21 protein-coding genes are annotated in these 21,293 nt (G+C 60.5%); all 21 read right to left on the bottom strand.

The features are described from left to right. Positions 1-621 (bottom strand): SufB/SufD family protein (locus E2I15_RS38335; protein WP_502707226.1); only part of this gene is annotated, 621 nt, incomplete at its 3' end. A 183-nt stretch (positions 622-804) separates the two neighbouring features. Beyond that, positions 805-999, bottom strand: a complete 195-nt coding sequence (locus tag E2I15_RS38330; RefSeq protein ID WP_075968854.1) for a 4Fe-4S binding protein — start codon at positions 997-999, stop codon at positions 805-807. 559 nt (positions 1,000-1,558) lie between these two features. Beyond that, positions 1,559-2,671: an alanine dehydrogenase gene (ald, locus tag E2I15_RS38325; RefSeq protein WP_137482078.1), complete on the bottom strand. Its 1,113-nt coding sequence runs from the start codon at positions 2,669-2,671 to the stop codon at positions 1,559-1,561. A gap of 206 nt (positions 2,672-2,877) precedes the next feature. Next, complete coding sequence (gene hypE, locus E2I15_RS38320) at positions 2,878-3,924, bottom strand: hydrogenase expression/formation protein HypE (protein ID WP_137482080.1); 1,047 nt, start codon at positions 3,922-3,924, stop codon at positions 2,878-2,880. Next, complete coding sequence (hypD, locus tag E2I15_RS38315; RefSeq protein ID WP_137482082.1) at positions 3,921-5,063, bottom strand: hydrogenase formation protein HypD; 1,143 nt, start codon at positions 5,061-5,063, stop codon at positions 3,921-3,923. Before hypD ends, hypE begins: the two co-directional genes overlap by 4 nt. Then, positions 5,047-5,295, bottom strand: a complete 249-nt coding sequence (locus E2I15_RS38310; RefSeq protein WP_137482084.1) for a HypC/HybG/HupF family hydrogenase formation chaperone — start codon at positions 5,293-5,295, stop codon at positions 5,047-5,049. Before E2I15_RS38310 ends, hypD begins: the two co-directional genes overlap by 17 nt. Before the next feature lies 1 nt (position 5,296). Then, positions 5,297-7,555: a carbamoyltransferase HypF gene (hypF, locus tag E2I15_RS38305; protein ID WP_137482086.1), complete on the bottom strand. Its 2,259-nt coding sequence runs from the start codon at positions 7,553-7,555 to the stop codon at positions 5,297-5,299. After that, positions 7,552-8,505, bottom strand: coding sequence for a hydrogenase nickel incorporation protein HypB (hypB, locus tag E2I15_RS38300; RefSeq protein ID WP_137482087.1), 954 nt, complete (start codon positions 8,503-8,505; stop codon positions 7,552-7,554). The genes hypF and hypB overlap by 4 nt, the downstream gene beginning before the upstream one ends. Further along, positions 8,505-8,846 (bottom strand): hydrogenase maturation nickel metallochaperone HypA, encoded by a 342-nt coding sequence (hypA, locus tag E2I15_RS38295; protein WP_137482238.1) that lies wholly within the window; start codon positions 8,844-8,846, stop codon positions 8,505-8,507. Before hypA ends, hypB begins: the two co-directional genes overlap by 1 nt. Next, a complete protein-coding gene (locus E2I15_RS38290) occupies positions 8,839-9,930 on the bottom strand; it encodes a nickel-dependent hydrogenase large subunit (RefSeq protein WP_137482089.1) in 1,092 nt (363 codons plus the stop codon). Before E2I15_RS38290 ends, hypA begins: the two co-directional genes overlap by 8 nt. Positions 9,931-9,935: 5 nt before the next feature. Continuing rightward, the gene (hybE, locus tag E2I15_RS38980; RefSeq protein WP_276487072.1) at positions 9,936-10,391 is read right to left on the bottom strand and encodes a [NiFe]-hydrogenase assembly chaperone HybE; all 456 of its coding nucleotides are present in this window, start codon (positions 10,389-10,391) and stop codon (positions 9,936-9,938) included. Positions 10,392-10,652: 261 nt separating this feature from the next. Further along, positions 10,653-11,516: a hydrogenase expression/formation protein gene (locus E2I15_RS38280; RefSeq protein ID WP_170991696.1), complete on the bottom strand. Its 864-nt coding sequence runs from the start codon at positions 11,514-11,516 to the stop codon at positions 10,653-10,655. After that, positions 11,513-11,959, bottom strand: coding sequence for a hypothetical protein (locus E2I15_RS38275; protein WP_137482093.1), 447 nt, complete (start codon positions 11,957-11,959; stop codon positions 11,513-11,515). The genes E2I15_RS38280 and E2I15_RS38275 overlap by 4 nt, the downstream gene beginning before the upstream one ends. A gap of 199 nt (positions 11,960-12,158) precedes the next feature. Continuing rightward, positions 12,159-12,449, bottom strand: a complete 291-nt coding sequence (locus E2I15_RS38270) for a HypC/HybG/HupF family hydrogenase formation chaperone (protein ID WP_137482240.1) — start codon at positions 12,447-12,449, stop codon at positions 12,159-12,161. Between the two features lie 16 nt (positions 12,450-12,465). Beyond that, positions 12,466-13,047, bottom strand: a complete 582-nt coding sequence (locus tag E2I15_RS38265) for a HyaD/HybD family hydrogenase maturation endopeptidase (RefSeq protein WP_137482095.1) — start codon at positions 13,045-13,047, stop codon at positions 12,466-12,468. Positions 13,048-13,058: 11 nt separating this feature from the next. After that, entirely contained in the window at positions 13,059-13,778 is a 720-nt protein-coding gene (cybH, locus tag E2I15_RS38260; protein WP_137482096.1) for a Ni/Fe-hydrogenase, b-type cytochrome subunit, read from the bottom strand. Between the two features lie 4 nt (positions 13,779-13,782). Next, positions 13,783-15,573: a nickel-dependent hydrogenase large subunit gene (locus E2I15_RS38255; RefSeq protein ID WP_137482098.1), complete on the bottom strand. Its 1,791-nt coding sequence runs from the start codon at positions 15,571-15,573 to the stop codon at positions 13,783-13,785. 11 nt (positions 15,574-15,584) lie between these two features. Then, entirely contained in the window at positions 15,585-16,685 is a 1,101-nt protein-coding gene (locus tag E2I15_RS38250) for a hydrogenase small subunit (RefSeq protein WP_137482100.1), read from the bottom strand. 910 nt (positions 16,686-17,595) lie between these two features. Beyond that, positions 17,596-18,858 (bottom strand): serine hydrolase domain-containing protein, encoded by a 1,263-nt coding sequence (locus tag E2I15_RS38245; protein ID WP_137482103.1) that lies wholly within the window; start codon positions 18,856-18,858, stop codon positions 17,596-17,598. A 115-nt stretch (positions 18,859-18,973) separates the two neighbouring features. Then, positions 18,974-19,660: a molybdate ABC transporter permease subunit gene (locus E2I15_RS38240; protein ID WP_170991692.1), complete on the bottom strand. Its 687-nt coding sequence runs from the start codon at positions 19,658-19,660 to the stop codon at positions 18,974-18,976. Positions 19,661-20,310: 650 nt separating this feature from the next. After that, positions 20,311-21,291, bottom strand: a complete 981-nt coding sequence (locus E2I15_RS38235) for a PDR/VanB family oxidoreductase (protein WP_137482105.1) — start codon at positions 21,289-21,291, stop codon at positions 20,311-20,313. Positions 21,292-21,293: the final 2 nt, after the last annotated feature.

Raw genomic sequence — 21,293 nt, 5'->3', positions numbered from 1 at the left:
GTCGGAGAAGACAGCCGAATTCAATGTCGCAAAGTAATTGTCCGAGGTCGGCACCACGGTGCCGAGATATTTCTGCACCAGTTCGGGATGCTCGCGTATCGCCTCCGAGATCGGCATGAAGATCACGCCGGCCGCCTTCAGCTCCTTCTGGAAGGTAGTCGCCACCGAAACCGAATCGAACACGGCGTCGACCGCGATCTTGCGGTTCGGCGTCTGCTCGCCACCGGGCGGCGGCTCGACGCCCTCGAGGATCGCGACCTCGCGCAGGGGGATGCCGAGCTTCTCGTAGGTCTTGAGGATTTCCGGATCGATCTCGTCGATCGAGGACAGCGTCTTCTTCGGCTTCGGCGCCGCGTAGTAGTAGATGTCCTGGTAGTCGATCTTCGGATAGTCGACGCGCGCCCAGGTCGGCTCGGTCATGGTCAGCCAGCGGCGATACGCCTCCAGGCGCCATTCCAGCATCCAGGCCGGTTCATTCTTCTTTGCGGAGATGAAGCGGACGGTGTCTTCCGACAGCCCCTTCGGGGCCTTGTCGGACTCGATCAGCGTCTCAAACCCATATCGATACTGGTCGACGTCGATGCGCCGGACGCGCTCGACCGTCTCTGGCATAGCTACCATTGTCTACTCCGCTCCCACACGGAACACTCCAGCCGACGATGATTGCCCAGCGCGCCCCTCCAGGCTCATCGCGCAAGTCATGGCCAACGCGGGATCAGCGGGTGAGAGAGTCAGGTCCTCGACCCAGAGGGCCGTCGCTAGAGTCTTCATCCTGCTTTGTCCCGGAGTCCCCTCATCTGCCCCTTATGCCGGCACGCAGGTGTCGGGCACTGGGCAAACGACAGCGCATTGCGGCGCGTCAAAATGACCCTCACATTGAGTGCACTTGGCCGGATTGATCACATATATATCGTTCTTCAGGCTGATCGCCGCGTTGGGACATTCGAACTCACACGCGCCACAGACGGTGCACTGGGACGCGATTATCTTGTAGGCCATTACTGCGATTCCATAAGCAAAGTGCGGACCGCTTCTTGCTTTCAAGTCTTATGCCAAGAGCCTGCGCTTGATTTTTCTCGGCTATTTTCCAAGGCATGTCGCCGTCTCAACGGTTGTCGCAAATGCTACAATCGGCCTCTCGGCAGCTTGATCTCGACGCATAGTTGGAGCTCAGGGGCGATCCGGCGGCGGTCAGCCGATGAGGCCGTGTTTGCCAGCCCAGTTCGCCTCCTCCACAGCACAGCCAGAACACGTCGTGCCCGATCGCGCAGACTAGGGGTCGCTTCGATGATCGCGGTCCTTCTGGGCGAGCCGCGGCAGGCAATGTCCAATCCCCGCGGATGACCGGAAAACCTGCTTTCCCTGTAGAGGACGGAACTACTTGGCTCGCATCACCGGGACGACCGAAGGCCAAGCGCGATCGTCTGGTGATCCCTCGGCTTCGTTCCGCGCTCCAAAGAAAGGCCAGCAGGGCTGAGCAGATCGAGAGGGCCGAAAAAAAGCCACCCCGAAGGGTGGCCCAAGTCAGGGAGGAAACGCCCGTGTGGGCCTCTGGGAATCAGGCCGCGGCCTGTTCGATCGGAGAGAAGGGGAGCCCGAGACTCTCGGCAACCGCCTTGTAAGTGAGCCGGCCCCGATGGACATTGAGGCCTGCGCGCAGGTGCGGATTCTCGAGCACGGCGGAAAAGCCCTTGTTGGCCAGAGCCAAACCAAACGGCAGCGTGGCGTTGTTCAGTGCCTGGCTCGAGGTCAACGGCACAGCGCCGGGCATATTCGCGACGCAGTAATGAATGATGCCATCCACTTCGTAAGTTGGATCAGCGTGAGTGGTTGGGTGCGATGTCTCAAAGCAGCCGCCTTGATCGATAGCGACATCCACGATGACCGCCCTCTTACGCATTGAGCTCAGCATGATCCGGCGGACCAGCTTCGGCGCGCTTGCTCCTGGAACGAGCACCGCACCAATCACCACATCGGCCGCAAATACCTCCGCCTCCAGGGATTCGATAGTGGAAAATCTGGTACGAACGCGCCCTTCGAATAGCTCGTCCAACTCGCGGAGCCGGGGTATCGAACGGTCGATGATGGTGACCTCCGCGCCCAAACCGACCGCCATGCGTGCGGCGTGCGTGCCGACGACGCCGCCTCCGATCACCACGATCCGAGCCGGCTGAACACCGGGCACTCCACCGATCAACAGCCCTCGTCCGCCTGCACTGCGCTTCAGCGCACTACCCGCAGCTTCGATCGCAAGCCTGCCCGCGACCTCGCTCATCGGCGCCAGCAGTGGAAGACCACCATGGGCATCAGTTACGGTCTCATAAGCGATCGCGGTGCACCCAGATTTCAGGAGCCCCTTGGCCTGCTCCGGGTCTGGCGCCAGATGCAGGTAAGTGAAGAGGATCTGGCTCTCTCGCAGCTGGCTCCATTCAGACGGCTGGGGCTCCTTAACCTTGACGATCATCTCGCTCGACGCGAATATTTCGCCTGCGGAATCCAGAATCGTTGCGCCGGCGGCGCGATAGTCGTCATCGGTTGCACCAATTCCGGCGCCGGCGTTGGTCTCGATCATCACGCGGTGGCCCGCTGCCACGTATTCGCGGACGGCTCCAGGGGTAAGGCCCACGCGATATTCATGCGCCTTGATTTCCTTGGGGACTCCGACCTTCATTTGAAAACTCCCTGCCCGACAGGGATTTTTTAATCGCAAGACCGCAACGATATTGCGAGGCAGGCGCCTAAATGGCGCAGGAATTCGGCGATCTTTGATCAGCTACGCAGGATTTCAAACAAGCGGATGCGAAGCGGGTTGAGGCGACCATGCTCGCTGAGCCAATCATCGTTCCCTCATGCTCCCCGCAAATGGGCGTAGCGTGTTCAACAGATCCGAGGCAATTGTTCGCCTGACAACCAATCGACAATTCGTCCGCCGCCAAAACTGGTCGCCATTTGTACAAATCTGTGATCGTCAGCTACGGCCTCGCCAATGTCGGCTGCATCGCACCCGAGCGGATGCGCCTTCATGGCTGCAAGCACGGCATCAGCGACATCAGATGCGACGATCGCAACGAGCTTGCCCTCATTGGCGACATGGATCGGATCAAGCCCAAGGAGTTCGCAGGTGGCCGCAACCGCGGGCTTTACCGGAATGGCCGCTTCCTGCAGACGGAACCCGAGGCCAGATTGATGAGCAATCTCGTTGAGAGTGGCGGCAAGACCGCCGCGCGTGGGGTCACGCATCACGCGGATGCCGCACCCGCCAGCCGCCATCATGACGGCCACCAAGTCATGTAGCGATGCGGAATCCGAGACGATCTCAACTTGAAGAGCGGTGTTCTGGCGGGTTGACATGATCGCCACCCCATGATCGCCAAGGCTGCCCGACACCAGCACACGGTCCCCGATCATTGCTTTGTCGGCGGACAGATCGAGCCCATCGGCCAGAACCCCGATCCCGGTCGTAGAGATGAACAACCCATCCGCCTTGCCGCGCTCGACGACCTTGGTATCCCCAGTGATGATGTTAACGCCGGCAGCGCGCGCCGCCGAGCCCATCGACTGCGAAATCGTCCTTAGATCCGAAAACCGGAAACCCTCCTCGATGATGAAGCTAGCCGACAGATAGAGCGGACGCGCGCCGGCCATCACGACATCATTGATCGTGCCGTGCACAGCCAATGACCCGATATTGCCGCCGGGAAAGAACAGCGGCGAAATCACATAGCCGTCGGTCGTCATCACCATTCTGCCCGCCGCGACCTCAAACGCCGACTGATCATTGCAGCGGGCGAGCCATTCATTACCGAAGGCTTGGTGAAAAAGGCCGGAGATCAGCTGTGCCATGGCGCGCCCCCCGGATCCGTGGGAAAGATCAACGCGTCCGTTCTCGACGTCGAGCTTGCCATGATAATCCTTGACGCTCATGACAACCGTCTCACCTGATCATCGCGAACTCGGCCGTAGGTCCAATACGCGGCACAAGCGCCTTCCGAGGAAACCATGCAGGACCCGATGGGTGTTTCCGGCGTGCAGACGGTCCCAAACAGCTTGCAGTCAACCGGCCGCTTGGCGCCGCGCAAGATCGCGCAGCACTCGCATGCCGGATTGTCGGCGACACGCAGCTCGTGCATCGCAAAACGCGCCTCGGCATCAAATGCCGCGTAAGCCCGCTTCAGCTTCAGTCCGCTGTTGGATACGAGCCCAAGCCCCCGCCATTCGAACTGCTCACGCAGTTCGAAGACCTGCGAGACCTCGTCCTTGGCGCGTCGATTGCCTTGGCGCGTCACTGCACGGCTGTATTGGTTCTCCACCTCGTAGCGGCCTTCGTTCACCTGCCGCACCAGCATCAGGATCGCCTGCATCACGTCGAGCGGTTCGAATCCCGCGATGACGATCGGCTTACCGAATTGTTCCACCAGGGGCTCGTAAGGCTGCGTACCGATGATCGTACTGACATGTGCAGGACCAACGAAGCCATCGATTGCGACCCCACCGATGTTGCGCATCTTCGGGTTCTCCAGAATGCTGTGCATCGCAGAGGGCGTAAGCACGTGGTTGCAGAACACGCTGAGGCCCCTCAGCCGCTTCTTTTCGGCAATCCGGACCATCACCGCCGTCGGGGGCGTCGTGGTCTCAAATCCGATGGCAAAGAAGACCACCTCCCGGTTTGGTGCCTGTTCGGCGAGCCGGATAGCGTCGAGCGTCGAATAGACCATCCGAATGTCTGCGCCGAGCGCTTTGGCGCGCATGAGGGACTGCCCCTGCGAGCCGGGCGCACGCATCAGGTCGCCATACACGCACAGAGCGACCTCCGGCCGCTCGACGAGCCGGATCGCCATGTCGATCCGGCTGGCGGGCAGAACACAGACCGGACAACCGGGCCCATGGATCATGCGAACATTCGCAGGCAGCAAATCCTCCAGGCCGTAGCGGGAGATCGCATGAGTGTGTCCGCCGCAGAATTCCATGAACCGGTAAACCCGTCGCGCACCAGCTTCGACGCCAATCGCCCGCGCGAGCCCCTGAGCAATGCTCTTGTCACGAAATTCATCGGCATATTTCATGATCGGGTTCCTGCCCTGCCCTGCCCAGTTCCTGCAGGACCTCCAACGTGCGCTTGGCTTCTATCGGGTCGATCTTGGATAGCGCGTAGCCTACATGGACAAGAACGCAGTCGCCGACATCGAGCTCCTCGATGAGAGCGATCGATATTTCCAAGCTGACCCCATCGATGGACACGATCGCCATATCGTCCGGAAGAATTTTCGAAATCTTCGCTGGGACCGAAAGACACATATCAGGTTGCTCCTTCCAGGGCTGACGACTGTTCGGCACTCCGCAGAGCGGCAATCCAGGCCTGCCCAAGGCTCAAGCCGCCATCGTTGGGCGGCAGCTGCCGTGGCACCAGCGGAGTGAGGCCTGCGCTGCGGCAGCCGCGCTCAATTTCATCCGCCAGCACCGCGTTCAGAAAACAGCCGCCGCTTAGAACAATGGTACTGACGCCGGTTCTCCGCGCAGCGCGCCTGGCCCAGTCAATGCAGGCCGCGGCAAAGGTGCCATGAAACAGCCCGGCCCCGTCCGCGGCGTCGACGTTGTCAGCAATCAACCACGAAAATAGCGGACGAAGCGACAGCACGCCGCGGTCGATGGTCCAGCCCGCTTCGAGAATCGTAGTCCGCCGCACCAGCGCCTCGAGCTTCATCGCGGCCTCGCCCTCATAGCTCTGCAAACTAGCAACCCCCAGCAGCGCCGCCGCGGCATCGAATAACCGGCCCGCGCTGGTCGTGGTGGCCCCGCCCGGTTGATCGAGCAATGCCGACAAACGCCCAGCCTGCCGCTGCGCAGCAAAGCGAGGCCCGATTTCATGACCCCGGCCGAGCGCCTGTAATATTGCGCTTGCCATACGCCACGGCTCGCGGGCTGCGCGATCGCCGCCAGGCATTCGCTGGGGCGCGAGATGCCCGATGCGTTGAAACTTCGTTCCGTCGCACAACAATAGCTCGCCACCCCAGTTACCGCCGTCGGAACCGAAGCCATGGCCGTCGAGCACCAAGGCAAGCGCAGGTCCGGCATGGCCATGCTCAGCGATGACGGCGGCGGCGTGGGCGTGGTGATGCTGGACGGCGACAAGCGCCCGACCGCTCGCTTGCGCAAACCGGGTCGAGGCCATATTGGGATGCAGATCATGGGCAATGACGACAGGCTCCACATCAAGGGTCGATGTGAGGTGGTGGATCGTCTGCTCGAACACACAGATCCCTTCGGCCGTATCAAGATCGCCAATATGCTGAGAGACGAAGGCTTCGTTGCCCCGCGTGATGGTAACGGTTGACTTCAGCGCGCCGCCGACGGCGAGCACGACCGGCACAGGCCGCGCAAGCCGGATCGGTTCGGGAACATAGCCACGTGCCCGGCGAACGAACTGAGGCCGGCCGGCGACCACCGACAGCACGGTGTCATCGGCACGGGTCAGGATATCTCGATCATGGGTCACGACAAGGTCGGCGATCCCCTTGAGCCGCCGCAGCGCCTGCGCGTTGTCGATGACGAGCGGTTCGCCGCAAGAATTGGCGCTGGTTGCGACGATGACGGGGCTCGGCCCCGCAAGCCATGCTCCTGTCGAGTGAAGCGCATGAAAGATGAGGTGATGCAGTGGCGCTACCGGCAGCATGACACCTACGCGCGATAAGCCAGGAGCTATGGCGGGCGCCAAATCACTGCGCGAAGCTAAAAGGACGACCGGACGTGCCACGGATTCGAGGAGCGCAAGCTCTGCCGCGTTCGCTTCCGCGATTTCGTTGACACGCTCTATGGAACCGACCATGACCGCGAACGGCTTTTGAGGGCGCTGCTTTCTGCTGCGCAAACGTTGCACAGCGTCCTGGTTGCGCGCATCGCAAAGCAGCTGATACCCGCCGAGCCCCTTTATCGCCACGATTTGGCCGCCGGCAATTGCCGCAACAATGGTGTTGACTCCATGGCTAAGCCGAGGACCGCATATCGGACACGCGATCGCCTCCGCATGAAACCTGCGGCTCGCTGGATCGGCATATTCGGCCGCGCAGGCGGCACACAGCCTGAAAGCCTTCATGACCGTGTTGCGGCGATCGTACGGAAGCTGTTCGGCGATCGTGTAGCGCGGGCCGCAATGGGAGCAGCTGACGAAGGGATAAAGGTAATGGCGATTTTCCGGATCGAATAGCTCACCTAGGCATTGCGGGCAGGTCGCGGCATCGGCAACGATCCGCGTTGACAACCTGCCGCCTTCGCTCGTGCGAATCGAAAACTCTTGTGCCGCGAGCGCCCCGGTCCGCTGGACGCAGATGTGGTCGATACGTGCCAGTGGAGGCGGCTCGAGCGGCAAAGCGGCGACAAACTCGGGCGCCCGGTTACCCTCGACTTCGATTGTGACGCCCTCGGGGCCATTGACGACGAACCCAGCCAATCCGTATCGCGCTGCGAGGCCATAGACGTAGGGGCGAAAGCCGACCCCTTGCACCGCCCCGCTCACGCGCACGCGCAGCCGTGTTCGGTCGCAGATGGCGGCGGCGCTCATTGCATGGTATCCTTCAAGGCGCGCTTTTGATGCGCTGCCTGCTTATCGATCCAAGCGTAGAAGGCGCCAAAACCCTCGCCGGTCCGCGCCGAGACCGTGAGTACTTCGATCTTGGGATTGACGCGTTTTGCGTATTCGACGGTCCTGCCCAAATCGAACTCAAGCAGCGATGCCAGATCAATCTTGTTGATCAGCATGAGCGAGGAAGCGGCAAACATATCCGGATATTTGAGCGGCTTGTCTTCGCCTTCGGCAGTCGACAACACCACGATCTTGCAGGCCTCGCCTAGATCGAAGGCCGCGGGACAGACCAGATTACCGACGTTCTCGATGAAGAGAATACCGCGCGTGAGCGGCGGCAAGCGGCGATACGCCTCACCAATCATGGCAGCATCGAGATGGCAACACTTGCCGGTATTGACTTGAATAGCTGGCACGCCGGCCGAGCGAATGCGTTCGGCATCGTTCGAGGTCTGCTGGTCGCCCTCGATGACCCCGACCGTGCAGCTGCGCTTGAGCTCGGACACGGCACGGACCAGCAGCGAGGTCTTGCCTGCACCAGGACTGGACATAAGATTAAATACGAGCAGCTCGTCGGCCATGAAGAGGGCGCGGTTTTCCGCCGCGATCCTGTTATTCTTGCCAAGGATGTCGCGCCCGACCTGAATGACATGCTCGCAGCTCACACGTGCGACCTTCAAGGCAGACGGGTCGGCGCGGCAGCTCACAAGCGCCTGCCCACCATGCGCCTGATGACGGCCAGGATGATGAGGGTGCTCATGGCCGGCATGGTGTGAATGCTGCAGGCCCTGGTCGCCATGCAGATGCGCCGCATGGCGATCGCAATCGTCCTGCACATTAGGACGGTCGCGAGCGCTGCCTTGCGCATCATGCGCTTCGGCGCGTTCGGTTGAAGACGCCTGTCCGTTGCAGCCGCATACGCTACACATCAATCGATCTCCAACTCTTTCACTCGCATCTCCTCGCCTGCTGTTACCTGCAACTGATAGCTGCCGCAGTGTGGACAGCACTCATCGCGTCGTGCAATCTCGACGCTCTTCGAACAGGTTATGCACCAGGCCACGCCGGGACATTCGATGATTCTAAGGGCCGCGCTCTCGGCAATGGTCCGCGTTGCAACGACAGCAAAGCAGAACCTGATCGCTTCGGGCGCAACATGGCTCAACGCCCCGATCTCCAGGCAGATGCTCCGCACCTGGGAAAACGATCGGCGATGCGCCTCCTCCTCGACGATTTCGACGATGCTTTGACAAAGCGCCATTTCATGCATCGTCAACATTGCGAAACTTGAGTGTGAACCCGACGCAAGGATCAAGCGATTCAATCACCGCACGAACCGCTTTCTGATGTCGTCTCGCCGTGAGCACCGCGCCCTGCAGATTCCGGACAAGCGGTCCGCGCCAATGGAAATTCCATTCCGTCGGCGCAAGACATTCGAAGCGGGATATCTGGCCCTGAGGATCAAGCTCGACCGCGTGATAGAGCCGGCCCCTGGCGCATTCGACCGCGGCCGCCCCTCGTCCAGGACCAAGCTTGTAGCGTTCGATGATCCCAGGCTCGGCCGATTCGATATGAGCACCGGCCTTGAGCCAATCGCATAGCTGCCCGATTTCTGCAATTCTGGCCTTCAGCCGCGCGACCGCACCCGACCGACCCAGCCAGAGCCGATCACGCGTCATTTGGCGCGCCCATGGACCCGTCTCGGGTGCATGCCCACCAAGATCTGGACAATGGCAAAATGTCGGGTCATCGCCGAGCAGCCGTTCAGTGATGTTGCGGTCGTCGGCAACGGACAGGAACGAGTGCACCATCGAGATGGACTTCAAGTCGACTTCTTCAAGCGCTGCAATGCAAAGCGCGAACGGGCTACCGGGCCTCGGCGCGCCATCTTCATCCGGCATGCCGAGTGCCGCGAGCGCAGCCACAATCTGCGCTATGGCCTCGCGCCGAGCAGAGCCGCGTACTGGCCGTGCGCTGCCGACAAGCATTGACAGTCCCCGTATGAGGGACCGGATCGCCGCCGCACTGACGTTCGGCGCAGGAAGCCCGACCAAGAGGCCCCGCAGCAATTCTGAGATGCGCTCGGCAACGACCAGGATCATACGACGCTGTGTCGTCCCGAGGATGATCTTTTCGTCACGTGCCGCCTCGATCGCGGACAGCAATGCGGTTTGTTGCGCAGCGGCACACACTGTGAAGAGCTGCGGCAGCGCCTTGAGCAACGCCGATGCCGGTTTGCCGGCGAACAGCCGTGCCAGTGGCGGCCGAACTCGCGGCCGGATCTCGACCGCGGCGATGACGTCGGCAGCGAGCGATATGGTGACATCGATTTTGTTGCGAGCGACGAGACTCATGCGCATCACTCCGCCATCATCTCGCGCAAGAAATGCCGGCAATCGATCAGACGGAGACGTGGCGCATCGATATGATCTAGCGCTCGGCGGTTGGGCGGCCGCATCGTGGCAAGGACCGCTGCTTCGGCGCGGGCGCCACCCATGTCGTTGCGTGCGGAGATCGCCGAAAGCAGGGAGCAACAGGCAATTGAGCCCAATGATGCGATTTCGCTGACACCAAGGTCAATGTTGCGGGATCGAACTTGCAAGCGCAGGTTCGATTTCCGCCGAGCGTGCCGTTGGCAGGCGCTGTTACGCAGGAAGTTGACCACCTTCATGGCCCAAGGCGCGCCCCTCATGCTAACGGCCCCGACCTCTGCAGGTACGAGACCCGATCGCTTGGACGCTGAACAGGAATCGTTCAAGGTCGGTCGCGTACGCACGGTTCGACCGGCGATATCCCAATCGGCTGCTACGAGCATCTCCTCGGACGCCGACACATCGGCATGCTTGCTCCTTCCAAGGTCCTGTTTTCGCTCAAGCATCATTTTCAACCGACGCGAAGCCGAACTTCGACGCGCGAAAGCCGAAGACGCTTTCAATTTTATGGGACGCAACGCACTCGCGCAGCAGTCTGCGTCGTGATCGCTCTCTGATCGGTTGTGCACGATCCAGCCAACGCCACATGGGACGCGCGCGCGGTCCGTGAGACCCGGTCGAATGCCAGATATTCTCCAAGCTCTTCACGTGACGTAAGCCTTCATGATTTCCTGCAGGCGTTCGGCGGAGTCCTCAAAATCCTCGTCGGCAGCCAACGCAACGATCGGCACGCCGCCGATCTCAAGCGTATCCAGGATGATGTTGTCGATAGAATTGAAGAACTGCACCGACCACACATTCCGTGTCGCAGTCGCCTGCACTCGGCATGCGCCGTAGCCGCGAAAGATGAGCTGGACCGGACCATTGCCCACGCTTTGCTGGAGAAACGCCAGGTCGATGTCGTTCATCGGCAAAAGCGTGAGATTGATGACATGCGTGCGCATGCCAGGCCGCCAGGCGCGGGCCCGCTCGCGTGTTTCGGCGAGTACCGGCAGCACGTTCATCGCCCCGTCCGGCGCGGTGCCGATCGCCAGATCCGTCGGCGCCAGGTCCGTTGCGGCACGCTGCGCGATCTGCGGGATCGCCCCGACTTCAACATATTCGTGTGCCTGATCCGTCCCGATGCGCACGCGCCAGATTCCCGCAAGCACGGACTCCTGGATTTCCGCCTGAGAGCCATCTGGCAGCGCAACGACGCCGGCGACCTCGCCTTCCCCAAGCACTTCGGCAATCAGGTTGCGCTCGAGATCACTGAGATTCGAAAGCCTGAACAGTTGCGTGCATGCGCCGCTCTTCTGGCCACGAGCGGCGGCAGCGGCGTTCGATAGCAGCGTGATGGCATTCGGACAGTTTTTCGCAAGCTCGTCGACATCGCGCCAAGCGCGCCTGGCCAGCGCCGCCACAGCCGTGGGCCCGCTATGGACGATATCGCGACTGTCCATATCCACGAAAAACCCGCGAACCGCCGCGGCGGCGTCTTCGTATCCGATGCGCGCCGCCGTTTTCATGATGCGACGTTCCATGGGGCTTGCCGAGAGGCAATGCTATCGGCGGTGCAGTCACCACCGGCGTGTGGTCCGACGATCGGCGCCGAGATGCGGTCGATCTTGATCAAACGGATCTGGCTCTTGCCGACCCGACGGAGTGTGCCGCGCTGATGGCACTCGATCTGCGTCGGCGGGCCACGCAGGCCGAGCCGCCCGCCCAGCTCGCCACCGGCGCCGCGCGCGGTTGCGCTCCCTTGCATGGGCCGCCGGTGCGCCTTGATGTGTTCAGAAAGCGCGTTTGCGACGTGGTTGGCCCAGAGCGAATTTACGGGACCCGCTGCCGACGGCAGCTCCACGCCCCACCTCCGGGGATCCTGCGCGGCCAGATGTGCACCGGCGTTCGCTCGCTCTACCTCGGACAGAGCGGGCCGCGCCAGATCATGCTGCGCCGGCTGGAATTTCATCAGACGCCTTTCCGATAGTCTTCTGGTTCTGCTCGGCGAGATATTAGCAAGGCACATGCCAATCCATCGTCTCGCTGCAATCGCGTTCGCGCCCGGATCAGCGGCTGAAGCGCTTGACATCTGCTGCGTATAGGTTGCCTACGATGCGGATTCGATTTGCGAGCAAGGCGCGGTAGCGTGATGTCTGTGCGCGGCGCTGCTAGCGCAGGTGGTCGGGCAATTGGGGCTCATGACCGATCAAGTCCGCAAAGAAGCGATCGCAGTCCTCGCCGTTGAGGCCGGCCTCAAGCCCGTCGAGTGCTTCCGAGATCCGCTTTGCTTCGTCTTCCTCCAAAAGCCGCACCGCTGTGTCGATATGGACGAGGACCTTGACGCCGACCGACGCGCCGGAGAGCAGCATGACTGAGACACGCCGCTGTTCATCGCGATACGCGCATAGCGCCGTGATGCCGTCGGTCTCAACAATCGCCATTGGTAAGCCAAGACACATGAATAGCCGCGGGCCGCTAGATCGGCCGCGCCCTTTCATAATTGACATGGTCGATATTGTTCCCCAATAGCCGTTCTGATACAGGCAGCGGCGAGGCCCGCAGTTTCGCCGGCGAGCCCCACAAGGCCAGCAGTTTGCAAGCCAGTTCCATCGCAGGCTCGATCTGAAAGCGCACCGGACCACTCAGCGGACCGCCCCAACGCTCCAGGTCCAGCGGCTGACAGCCGATCAGAGCGAGCTCTCGCGGGCAGCGGTCAAGCAGGTCGGCTGCACTCAAGACCTCTTGAAAGCCGGTCTGATGCAGGCTCAGCTTCTTGGCAGCGGTAAATTTCGGCACCTCGTCATTCCGCACAAGCTTCAACTGCCCGGGCGAAAGTCCATAGTCGATGGCATCGAACACGATCAGGCAATCGGCCTGCTCAAGGAAGCTGACAAGGTAGAGCCCCTGCGTGCCACCATCGAGGATGGAAACGTTGTCATCGACGGTGTAGCGACGATGAAACTCCTCTACCACTCGCACGCCGAATCCTTCGTCGGCCCATAGGATATTACCGATGCCGAGCACCAGGATCCTTTTCTTGCTCTCTGGAGTCAGCATCCGCTTCCCAGTCAATCGCGAAACTGACGCTGACCGGAAATCATCGAGGAGATGCTCCGCCCCGACATGATGTCTTCCCGGATCACCGCGTAGATGTGGACCAGCGCAAAGGTCACGACGACCCACAGCCCGAGATGATGCCAGGTATGGACGTCCTGACTGTTGGGCCAGATTGCAAATACCCAGCCGAACAGCTTGTACTGCCAGCTGTCACGGCCCGCACCCTGTCCATAAAGTGCAAAGCCTGTGACGATCATGAACGCGATCGTCTGCGTGAACATAAAGAACATCGCAAGTTGAGCCAGCCGATTGTGCCCGACGCGCCTCTCGGGCTCGACTGCGAGGAACGCGTACCAGCGCATCTCATCGTACACTTCGCGCCAAAAGCAGCTGCGCCAGAGCGGCACGCGAAAGATCTGCATGGCATGCGGGTTTCCCATCAGGGCCCAGTAGATGCGCAGCAAAAAGCCGACGCCGATCACATATCCCGCAGAGACATGCGCAAAGCGGATATAGCCGAATAGGAAATTGCCGCTAGCCTCTCCCGGCATCGCCGGTGTCCCGGTTCCAATGAGATAGCCGGTTACGCCCAGCACCAGAATGGCCGCCGCATTGACCCAATGCCACAGTCGCACCGGCGCTTCATAGACGTAAGCGGCGCCGCCACCGCCGCCGCTTACAGTTGGTGCCGCATCAACGGCGGTAGGGCTTTGCGGAGCCTTGTCGGCCATGTCCCTACCGAACATTGACTGAAGCCATTTCTTGGCCGTCAGGGCTGATCACATGGGTTGAGCAGGCCAAGCACGGATCAAAGGAATGGATCGTACGCAAGATCTCCAGGGGCCGCTGCGGGTCCGCGATCGGGGTACCGATCAGGGAAGCTTCAAAGGCGCCAATATTGCCCTTGGAATCGCGAGGAGACCCGTTCCACGTGGTCGGCACGACACATTGGTAATTGTCGATCTTGGTGTCCTTGATCTTGATCCAGTGCCCGAGCGCGCCGCGCGGCGCCTCGGCGAAACCGTAGCCCTTGGCCTCGTTAGGCCAGCTTTCCGGCTTCCACTTGCTGACGTTGGCGGTTGCGCTATTGCCTGCCTTGATGTGGGCGACCAGTTTGTCCTGGAAATAGCGCATCTGATGTGCCGCCCACTGGCACTCGAGTGCCCGCGTCGCAGTACGGCCAAATGTCGAAAACAGCGCGCTCAGGGGAAGATTGAGCTTCTTGAGCAGTCTGTTGGTCGGCTCCTTGAATTCGGCTTTGTCTTGCGCATAACCGATGATGTATCGCGCCAACGGCCCGACCTCGACGGCGTGGCCGCGCCAGCGCGGCGCTTTGATCCAGGAATACCTGCCGCCTTCGTCGAGCTCCTTGATATCTGTTCTACTGCCTTTGACCTTTGCCCCCAGCTCAAAGTTCGGCTCGGTGATGCCCTCCCAGGGATGCAGTCCGCTGAACTCGCTAGGATATTTGTACCATGAATGCGCGACGAATTCCTGGATCTGCTCGGGATCACCATGGTCGATCGGCAAAATCTCCTCAAGATTGCCGCCAAGAATGACGCCGCGCGGCAGCTTGAGACTTTTCGCGGAACAGTCGTTAGCGTTTTCGGGGATGTCGCCATAGGACATCACGCTTTTGCTGGAAAGTCCGCCGCCATGCAGCCAGTCTTTATAGAACGAGCCGATCGCTGCAATGTCGGGCAGATAGACTTGCTCGACAAACTCGATTGAACGGTCGATGACCGAGGAAACCAGGTTAAGCCGCTCAATGTTGATCGCACCGGCCGCACCAGTTCCATCGATATTTATCGCGCAAGCCACGCCGCCGACCAGCCAGTTCGGATGCGGGTTCTTGCCTCCATAGACCGCTTGGATCTTGACGATCTCCTTCTGGAAGTCGAGCGCCTCCAGATAATGCGCCACGGCCATCAGGTTCACTTCAGGTGGCAGCTTGTACGCCGGATGACCCCAATAGCCGTTTTTAAACGGTCCGGGCTGCCCTGATCCGAAGAATCTTGTGAGCCTGATCTGCAGATCCTTGAAATAGCCGGGGGACGACAGCGGCCAGGGCGAGATAGACTGCGCCAGCGCCGAGGTGGACTTGGGATCGGCCTCGAGCGCAGAGATGACGTCGACCCAATCCAGCGCGTGCAGGTGATAAAAATGCACGAGATGATCATGCACAAGCAGGCACAGCTGCATGACGTTGCGGATCGAGTTCGCATTTTCCGGAATGGTGATCCCTAGCGCGTTTTCAACGGCACGCACCGAGGTGAGCGCATGGGTGCCGGTGCAGACACCGCAAATCCGCTCGGTGAACGCCCAGGCGTCGCGCGGATCGCGCCCGCGCAGAATGACTTCGATTCCACGCCACATCGTCCCGCTCGAGACTGCATTGCGGACCACGTTGTCCGCATCGAGGTTGGCTTCGACGCGCAGGTGGCCCTCGATCCGGGTCAGCGGATCGATCACAATTCGCTTGCCGGAACGATCGAGGTTGAACCCATTCGGTGTCTGGACCGCCACCTTCGCCCCCTTTAAGTCGGCTTATCTTTGGGAACTGCGCGATCCGGCTTGTGGGTCAATCGCTTCACGGCCGTGATCGCCGCATGTGCGGCGACGGCCAGCCCAACCGCGCCGGCAGCGGCCATGCCGATCTGATCGGCGTTCTTCTCGATGCCCAACTGCTGGATGGTCGTGAGCCGATCGTAAAACGAACCTTTGTCCCAAAAGCCGTCTTCGGAGCAGCCGAAGCAGCCGTGGCCTGATTGAATGGGGAATGAAACACCCCCGTTCCAGCGAAGAGCCGAACAGGCATTGTAGGTGGTCGGCCCTTTGCACCCCATCTTGTACAGGCAGTAGCCCTTGCGGGCACACTCATCGTCCCACGCCTCGACAAATTGGCCGGCGTCGAAATGCGAACGTCGATAGCACTTGTCGTGGATGCGCTCGGAATAAAACATCTTTGGGCGTCCTTGGCGATCGAGCTCAGGAAGCCTTCCGAACGTGGTGATGAAGGTCACCAGGCCGGTCATGACCTCTGCGATGGGGGGACACCCGGGAACCTTGACGATCGGCTTGTCGGTAATCACCTTATCGATCGGTACAGCGCCGGTCGGATTGGGCTTGGCGACTTGCACGCAGCCCCAGGATGCGCAGGTCCCCCAGGCAATGACCGCCATGGATGCTTCCGCCATCCACCTGAGCCTCTCGACGAACGGCTTGCCGCCGTTAATGCAGAACATGCCTCCCTCATTCAGCGGCGGGTTGCCTTCGACGGCAAGCACATATCTGCCTTTGTACGTAAGACGGGCTTCCTCGAGGATGGCTTCAGCCTGGTGACCTGCTGCAGCCATGATCATATCGTCGTAGTCGAGCGAAATCATCGACAACAGCACGTCTTTGATTAACGGATGGGCCGAGCGAATAAAGCTTTCCGAGCAGCAGGTACACTCGAGCCCGTGCAGCCAGATGACGGGCATACGCGGTTTGGTCTCTAGGGCATTGGCAATCCTGCTTGCGGCGAGCGGGCCGAGTCCGAAGCTCGAGGCCGTCAAACTGCAAAACTTGTGGAAACTGCGTCGCGTGATACCTTGGCGTCTGATCACGCTGTAGAACGTTTCCGTTGCCCCACTCATGAACCCCTTCCAAGTTTCTCGTCGACCCTGACGAATTGCCTACGTCCAGCAGCAAAAAGCGGGCCACCGCTCGGCAAACATCTGACAGTTACCAAGCCGCCACTCCGTGATTTGCAATGGGACTAGGCGCAACTGAGCGCGCTCGTCGTGCCAATGGTGTCCGGTTTTGACCGTCGACGTGAGAACTCCAACAATGCAGCCACAATGGCTCGTTCCTCGCGGCCAATGCGTCATACTCGCTCTTTAAGCACGGCACGACACCGACCGGCACGACAATTGCCGCAGTTCACGCGGCACCGCACGGATCACCGATTTCAATACAGACCATATCCATTGGGCCGGTTTCATAGCAGAATGTGAGGCGGGGGTACCGTCTAGCCCCGCTTCTTTACCACTTTGGGCCGTCGCGGTGGGACTTGTTCGCCATTCTCAGATGCAATGGAGGCCGCGATCGCAACCACGCAACGACACCAAAGTGGCAGTCACCACCAACAACCCGAACCAGCGACCAAGAAAGGCGCGATAGCAAGCCCTCCGCGCCGCAGCACACCGCCTTCACCTTTCAGGGCGGATCGATCCGATCTGCCCTGGGTCAATGACCCTCGGTACCAAGCGCGCCAGGATTGCGGGCGGAGGGCTGGACGCATTTAACGCTTTCACCCGAAGGCTTTCATCGCGCGAGCCAAGCGCAGGCGAGACCATCGCTTGGCGCATCACGAAACCACACCTTTCTCCGATGAGCTTCGCAGCGATGGCAGAGGAGATCTCGCTGTTTCCATGCACTGGGTCCTCGTCCGACGCGGATAGCAGGCGACGGTGCGGTATTTTTAGTTTGATGTCGATCCGCAGCAGCAAGCATGACTTGCCAATCATCCAAACTGTTCATCGAACGCTTCCGGCGGCAAGCGAACTAGCGAACTATGCCGGCATAGACGATATTCTGGACTTGCTCGCGGTAGTACTTGCGGATCTCTCCGGGCGCAGCCGTTCCAACCACCACGACCAGGCGCTCCTTTGGATCACAGAAAAATTGTGTTCCGTAAGCGCCGGTCCAGGTGAACTCACCTGGATTGCCTGGAACGGCCGAGAGACCCTCGCTTATGCGTACAGCCACGCCGAGCCCGAACCCAAAGCCGGCACGGTGCGGCTCCACATTAGCAACCTTGTTTTTGATCTCTGGCCCAAGGTGGTTGGAGATCATGTGATGCACCGTCTTGGGACCGAGAATGCGCTGCCCATCGAGCTCCCCGCCGTTTAGCAGCATTTGCCCAAAGCGCAGGTAATCACCAACCGTCGCGAATGCACAGGCTCCTCCGCAGTCAAACTGCGTCGGACTTTCGAGTAGCTTGATGCCTTGTGGCTTTCCCGTCAGTGGGTCGTCTTTAAATGGACGCGCGAGGCGCTCGCGTTGCGATCCCGACAAATGGAAAGTAGCATCCAGCATTCCGATCGGTTTCCACAGGTTGCTGGAAAGATACTCACCTAATGGCTGCTCGCTAACCTTTTCCACGACAGCACCAAGCACGTCGGTCGAGAAGCCGTATTCGAATTCCGTTCCCGGTTGGTGCGCCAACGGCAGCTTGGTAATGCCTTCGATGAAAGCCTTCTTATCGCCCTTGACCGATGGCGCTGCGAAATCCGGATAGAGACGCGCCACTTGGTCTGAGCTGTCCGGCGGCGTGCCATAGGTGAGACCTGATGTGTGGCGATAAAGGTCGTGGACGTAGATCGGGGAACTCTGCGCTTCGAATTTTAGCGAACCGTCAGGCTGCGGTACTCCCACTTTCATGTTTGCAAATTCGGGATAGTAATCCGTAAGTCTGGCCCGCAGAGGCAGGCGACCTTGTTCCATGAGGGTAAGCCCAGCAACCGCCACCATCGGTTTGGTCATAGACGCGAGCGCGAATATCGCATCGAGCCTCATCGAGGTTCCTTTTTCAGGATCGAGTTGCCCGTACGCCTTGTAGTGAATCAGCTTGCCGTCTCTGGCGATTGCAACCACTGCGCCCGGCACGCGCTTGGCTGCGATCTCGCCAGCAAAGAACTCGTCCAGTTTGGCAAGGCGCTGCTTGGAAACTCCGACGTCATCGGCGCTCGCTTCGGGCAAAGGCGCGGAGTGCGCTGAATTGAAGCTGATGACAGCGACCGCCGCGGCTGCAACGAGCTTATTCATTGTGTTCCTCGTCAAGAATGGACGGATCTGATTTGCAATACTGCTGCGCGGTTATGACCGGCCAGCTTGGCCAGTACGCCGAAGATGCTTCGATCCGGCCTAGTGCGCCTGCCCCTCACGTGCCTCTCCTGGCACATCGTTTGTCGATGAGGGTCAAAGTGAACATGACCGCAAAGGCGAACGTTACCATACCGCCGGCAACCCAACCTGCCTCGCGCCAGCGCGATGCTTGGACGTAGTCAATGACATAGGCTGACAACACCTTGGTGCGCCCAGGAATGTTGCCTCCGATCATCATCACGACACCGAATGTGCCGATCGTATGAGCAAAGCCAACCAGGCCAGCCTTGAGAAACTCCAGCCGCGCCAGCGGCAGGCCGACGGTAATGAAGGCGAACAACGCAGAAGCGCGCTGACTTGCCACAACTTCCTGCGGGTGGTTGTCCATCGCAACAAAGGCGCTACGGATCGGCTGCACCACCAAAGGGAGCGCCGAGAGAACTGATCCGACCACGATTCCCGCGAAGGTAAAGGCGAGCGTGTGCTCGCCCCAGAAAGAGGCGAGAAGCCCCCCTGGTCCGTTCGGGCCGAGCAGGACGAGTACGCAGAAACCGAGCGCCGTGGGTGGCAGCACAAGCGGCAGCGCGACCATTGTCGCCACCGCCTCGCTCAAAACCGTTTTTGACCGTGCCAACCACCACGCGAGCGGCGCGCCAATCACCAGCAGAATCATTGTCGTCACGCTGGCGAGCTCGACCGTGAGCGCAACGGATTGCCAGATTTCTGGCGAAAGGGCATCCATGTGCGTCAGCCCACCGGCGAGAGCACGTCGCCATACCGGCGCAGCGATCGCGTCGTTTCTGCGAGCAAAAGCAGAGTCGCAAGGCTCATCGGAAACTCCTGTGACGGGGCAGCTTCGACCGGCCTGACGGCGGCCGCTCCTCAGCTCGCCATCCAGCAATCCCCGTGCCGCTTGCGATATGTGGTGGGCTCTGTGTCCGGCGTGAGAAAAACGCGCATGGCTGCCAGCCCTATTGCGGGGTGAACCTAACGTGCTGTCAGGTTTCCGGCATCTTTGTTCTCAAGCAGACAGCGAGCGCTGAACGAGACGGCTGAGTAGCCGCCCGAGATGCGCGCATCCGCAATGCCTCGACGCAATTCCTGACGTGAATGCTGCTTTGAAGTGTTGGTTGTTGTCAGCTTCCCCTTAAAGGCCAGCGTGTATAGGCGCAGAGCCCCCCGTCACGGCCCACCGCGAGAATGGACGCGACCGACTCTCGGAGTTCATTCCGTACTCAACTTTCGCCTTGTCGAGGAGAAAGACAGGCCGCGGACCGCCATCCGGCAATCATGCGCTCACTGTCCTGTGATAACGGAGCAAACCATGGGCATGCGTTAGTTGCCGAGTTCTGAGGCAACGATCTGCTCCAAAAGCAAGGAGTTGCAACGAACCTACAGCGCGTCCGGCCGGTGCAGTATATCGACGGTGATCGTGCCGCGGGCGCGAGAAACACATGCACAGATCTTTTCGTTCGCGTCCTTTTGCTGCTCGCTGAAGAAAACGTCACGGTGGTCAAGCTCACCGTCGATTTTGACGAGATCGATGGCGCAGACGCCGCACTCGCAGCGCCGGCAATCCGAAATCACCTCGTAACCGGCCTCATTGAGGACGTCCAGCAATGAGCGATCGCGCGGAATCTCGATCTCAATGGCCTGATCTGCAAGGCGCACCCGAAAACCCTCGGTCGGCAGCGAGCCGCTCGAGCCGAAGGTCTCGTAGCGTAGGTCGGATAGTGCGCGTCCTACACCAGTCCAGGCCCGGCGCGCGGCATCGAGCATCCGGATCGGACCGCACAAGAGGGTCAAGGCGTCGGGCGGCAGCGAAGCAAACAAGTCATCCAAATTGAGCCTGCGTCCTTCGTTACCTGCATGGACAATAAGCCGCTCGTTCAGCAAGGGAGCGAGAACATCCAAATAGACGGCTTGCTCACGAGACGTCACAGCATAATGCAGAGTGAAGTCGGCATCGCGGCGCGCCAACGCCTGAGCTGCCCCGATCAGTGGCGTAATGCCGATGCCGCCCGCGATCAGGCAGTAGTGCCGGCGCGCCCAGTCAATCGGCAGCAAAGAGGCTGGCAATGTGATGGTCAGCCGGGCGCCCGGCGCGAGTGACCACATGTACTGCGAGCCGCCGCGGGAGTCCTCCGCGCGCCGCACGGCAATACGATAGCCGGTTCGGTCGGCTTCGCCGACCAAGGAATAGGACCGCGTCTCCGGGCGGCCATCGATAGTGACGGCAATATTGATATGGCTGCCGACCGGATAAGCCGCACCATCAAAGTTTTCGGGTTTGATCAGGAACTCGCGGATCGAAGGTGTCAGATCGCGCGTCGCGACGAGCGTTGCGGGTATCCAGCTTTCAATGAACCGCATGG

The sequence above is a fragment of the Bradyrhizobium sp. BR2003 genome (assembly GCF_009720285.1).
Lineage (GTDB): Bacteria > Pseudomonadota > Alphaproteobacteria > Rhizobiales > Xanthobacteraceae > Bradyrhizobium > Bradyrhizobium elkanii.
This window is presented reverse-complemented; position numbering and strand designations above follow the sequence as displayed.

Excerpts from the sequence above, each read along its gene's own strand:
- E2I15_RS38330 (WP_075968854.1), bottom strand. The coding sequence starts at position 999 with ATGGCCTACAAGATAATCGCGTCCCAGTGCACCGTCTGTGGCGCGTGT.
- ald (WP_137482078.1), bottom strand. The coding sequence starts at position 2,671 with ATGAAGGTCGGAGTCCCCAAGGAAATCAAGGCGCATGAATATCGCGTG.
- hypE (WP_137482080.1), bottom strand. The coding sequence starts at position 3,924 with ATGAGCGTCAAGGATTATCATGGCAAGCTCGACGTCGAGAACGGACGC.
- hypD (WP_137482082.1), bottom strand. The coding sequence starts at position 5,063 with ATGAAATATGCCGATGAATTTCGTGACAAGAGCATTGCTCAGGGGCTC.
- E2I15_RS38310 (WP_137482084.1), bottom strand. The coding sequence starts at position 5,295 with ATGTGTCTTTCGGTCCCAGCGAAGATTTCGAAAATTCTTCCGGACGAT.
- hypF (WP_137482086.1), bottom strand. The coding sequence starts at position 7,555 with ATGAGCGCCGCCGCCATCTGCGACCGAACACGGCTGCGCGTGCGCGTG.
- hypB (WP_137482087.1), bottom strand. The coding sequence starts at position 8,505 with ATGTGTAGCGTATGCGGCTGCAACGGACAGGCGTCTTCAACCGAACGC.
- hypA (WP_137482238.1), bottom strand. The coding sequence starts at position 8,846 with ATGCATGAAATGGCGCTTTGTCAAAGCATCGTCGAAATCGTCGAGGAG.
- E2I15_RS38290 (WP_137482089.1), bottom strand. The coding sequence starts at position 9,930 with ATGAGTCTCGTCGCTCGCAACAAAATCGATGTCACCATATCGCTCGCT.
- hybE (WP_276487072.1), bottom strand. The coding sequence starts at position 10,391 with ATGCTCGTAGCAGCCGATTGGGATATCGCCGGTCGAACCGTGCGTACG.
- E2I15_RS38280 (WP_170991696.1), bottom strand. The coding sequence starts at position 11,516 with ATGAAAACGGCGGCGCGCATCGGATACGAAGACGCCGCCGCGGCGGTT.
- E2I15_RS38275 (WP_137482093.1), bottom strand. The coding sequence starts at position 11,959 with ATGAAATTCCAGCCGGCGCAGCATGATCTGGCGCGGCCCGCTCTGTCC.
- E2I15_RS38270 (WP_137482240.1), bottom strand. The coding sequence starts at position 12,449 with ATGTGTCTTGGCTTACCAATGGCGATTGTTGAGACCGACGGCATCACG.
- E2I15_RS38265 (WP_137482095.1), bottom strand. The coding sequence starts at position 13,047 with ATGCTGACTCCAGAGAGCAAGAAAAGGATCCTGGTGCTCGGCATCGGT.
- cybH (WP_137482096.1), bottom strand. The coding sequence starts at position 13,778 with ATGGCCGACAAGGCTCCGCAAAGCCCTACCGCCGTTGATGCGGCACCA.
- E2I15_RS38250 (WP_137482100.1), bottom strand. The coding sequence starts at position 16,685 with ATGAGTGGGGCAACGGAAACGTTCTACAGCGTGATCAGACGCCAAGGT.
- E2I15_RS38245 (WP_137482103.1), bottom strand. The coding sequence starts at position 18,858 with ATGAATAAGCTCGTTGCAGCCGCGGCGGTCGCTGTCATCAGCTTCAAT.
- E2I15_RS38240 (WP_170991692.1), bottom strand. The coding sequence starts at position 19,660 with ATGGATGCCCTTTCGCCAGAAATCTGGCAATCCGTTGCGCTCACGGTC.
- E2I15_RS38235 (WP_137482105.1), bottom strand. The coding sequence starts at position 21,291 with ATGCGGTTCATTGAAAGCTGGATACCCGCAACGCTCGTCGCGACGCGC.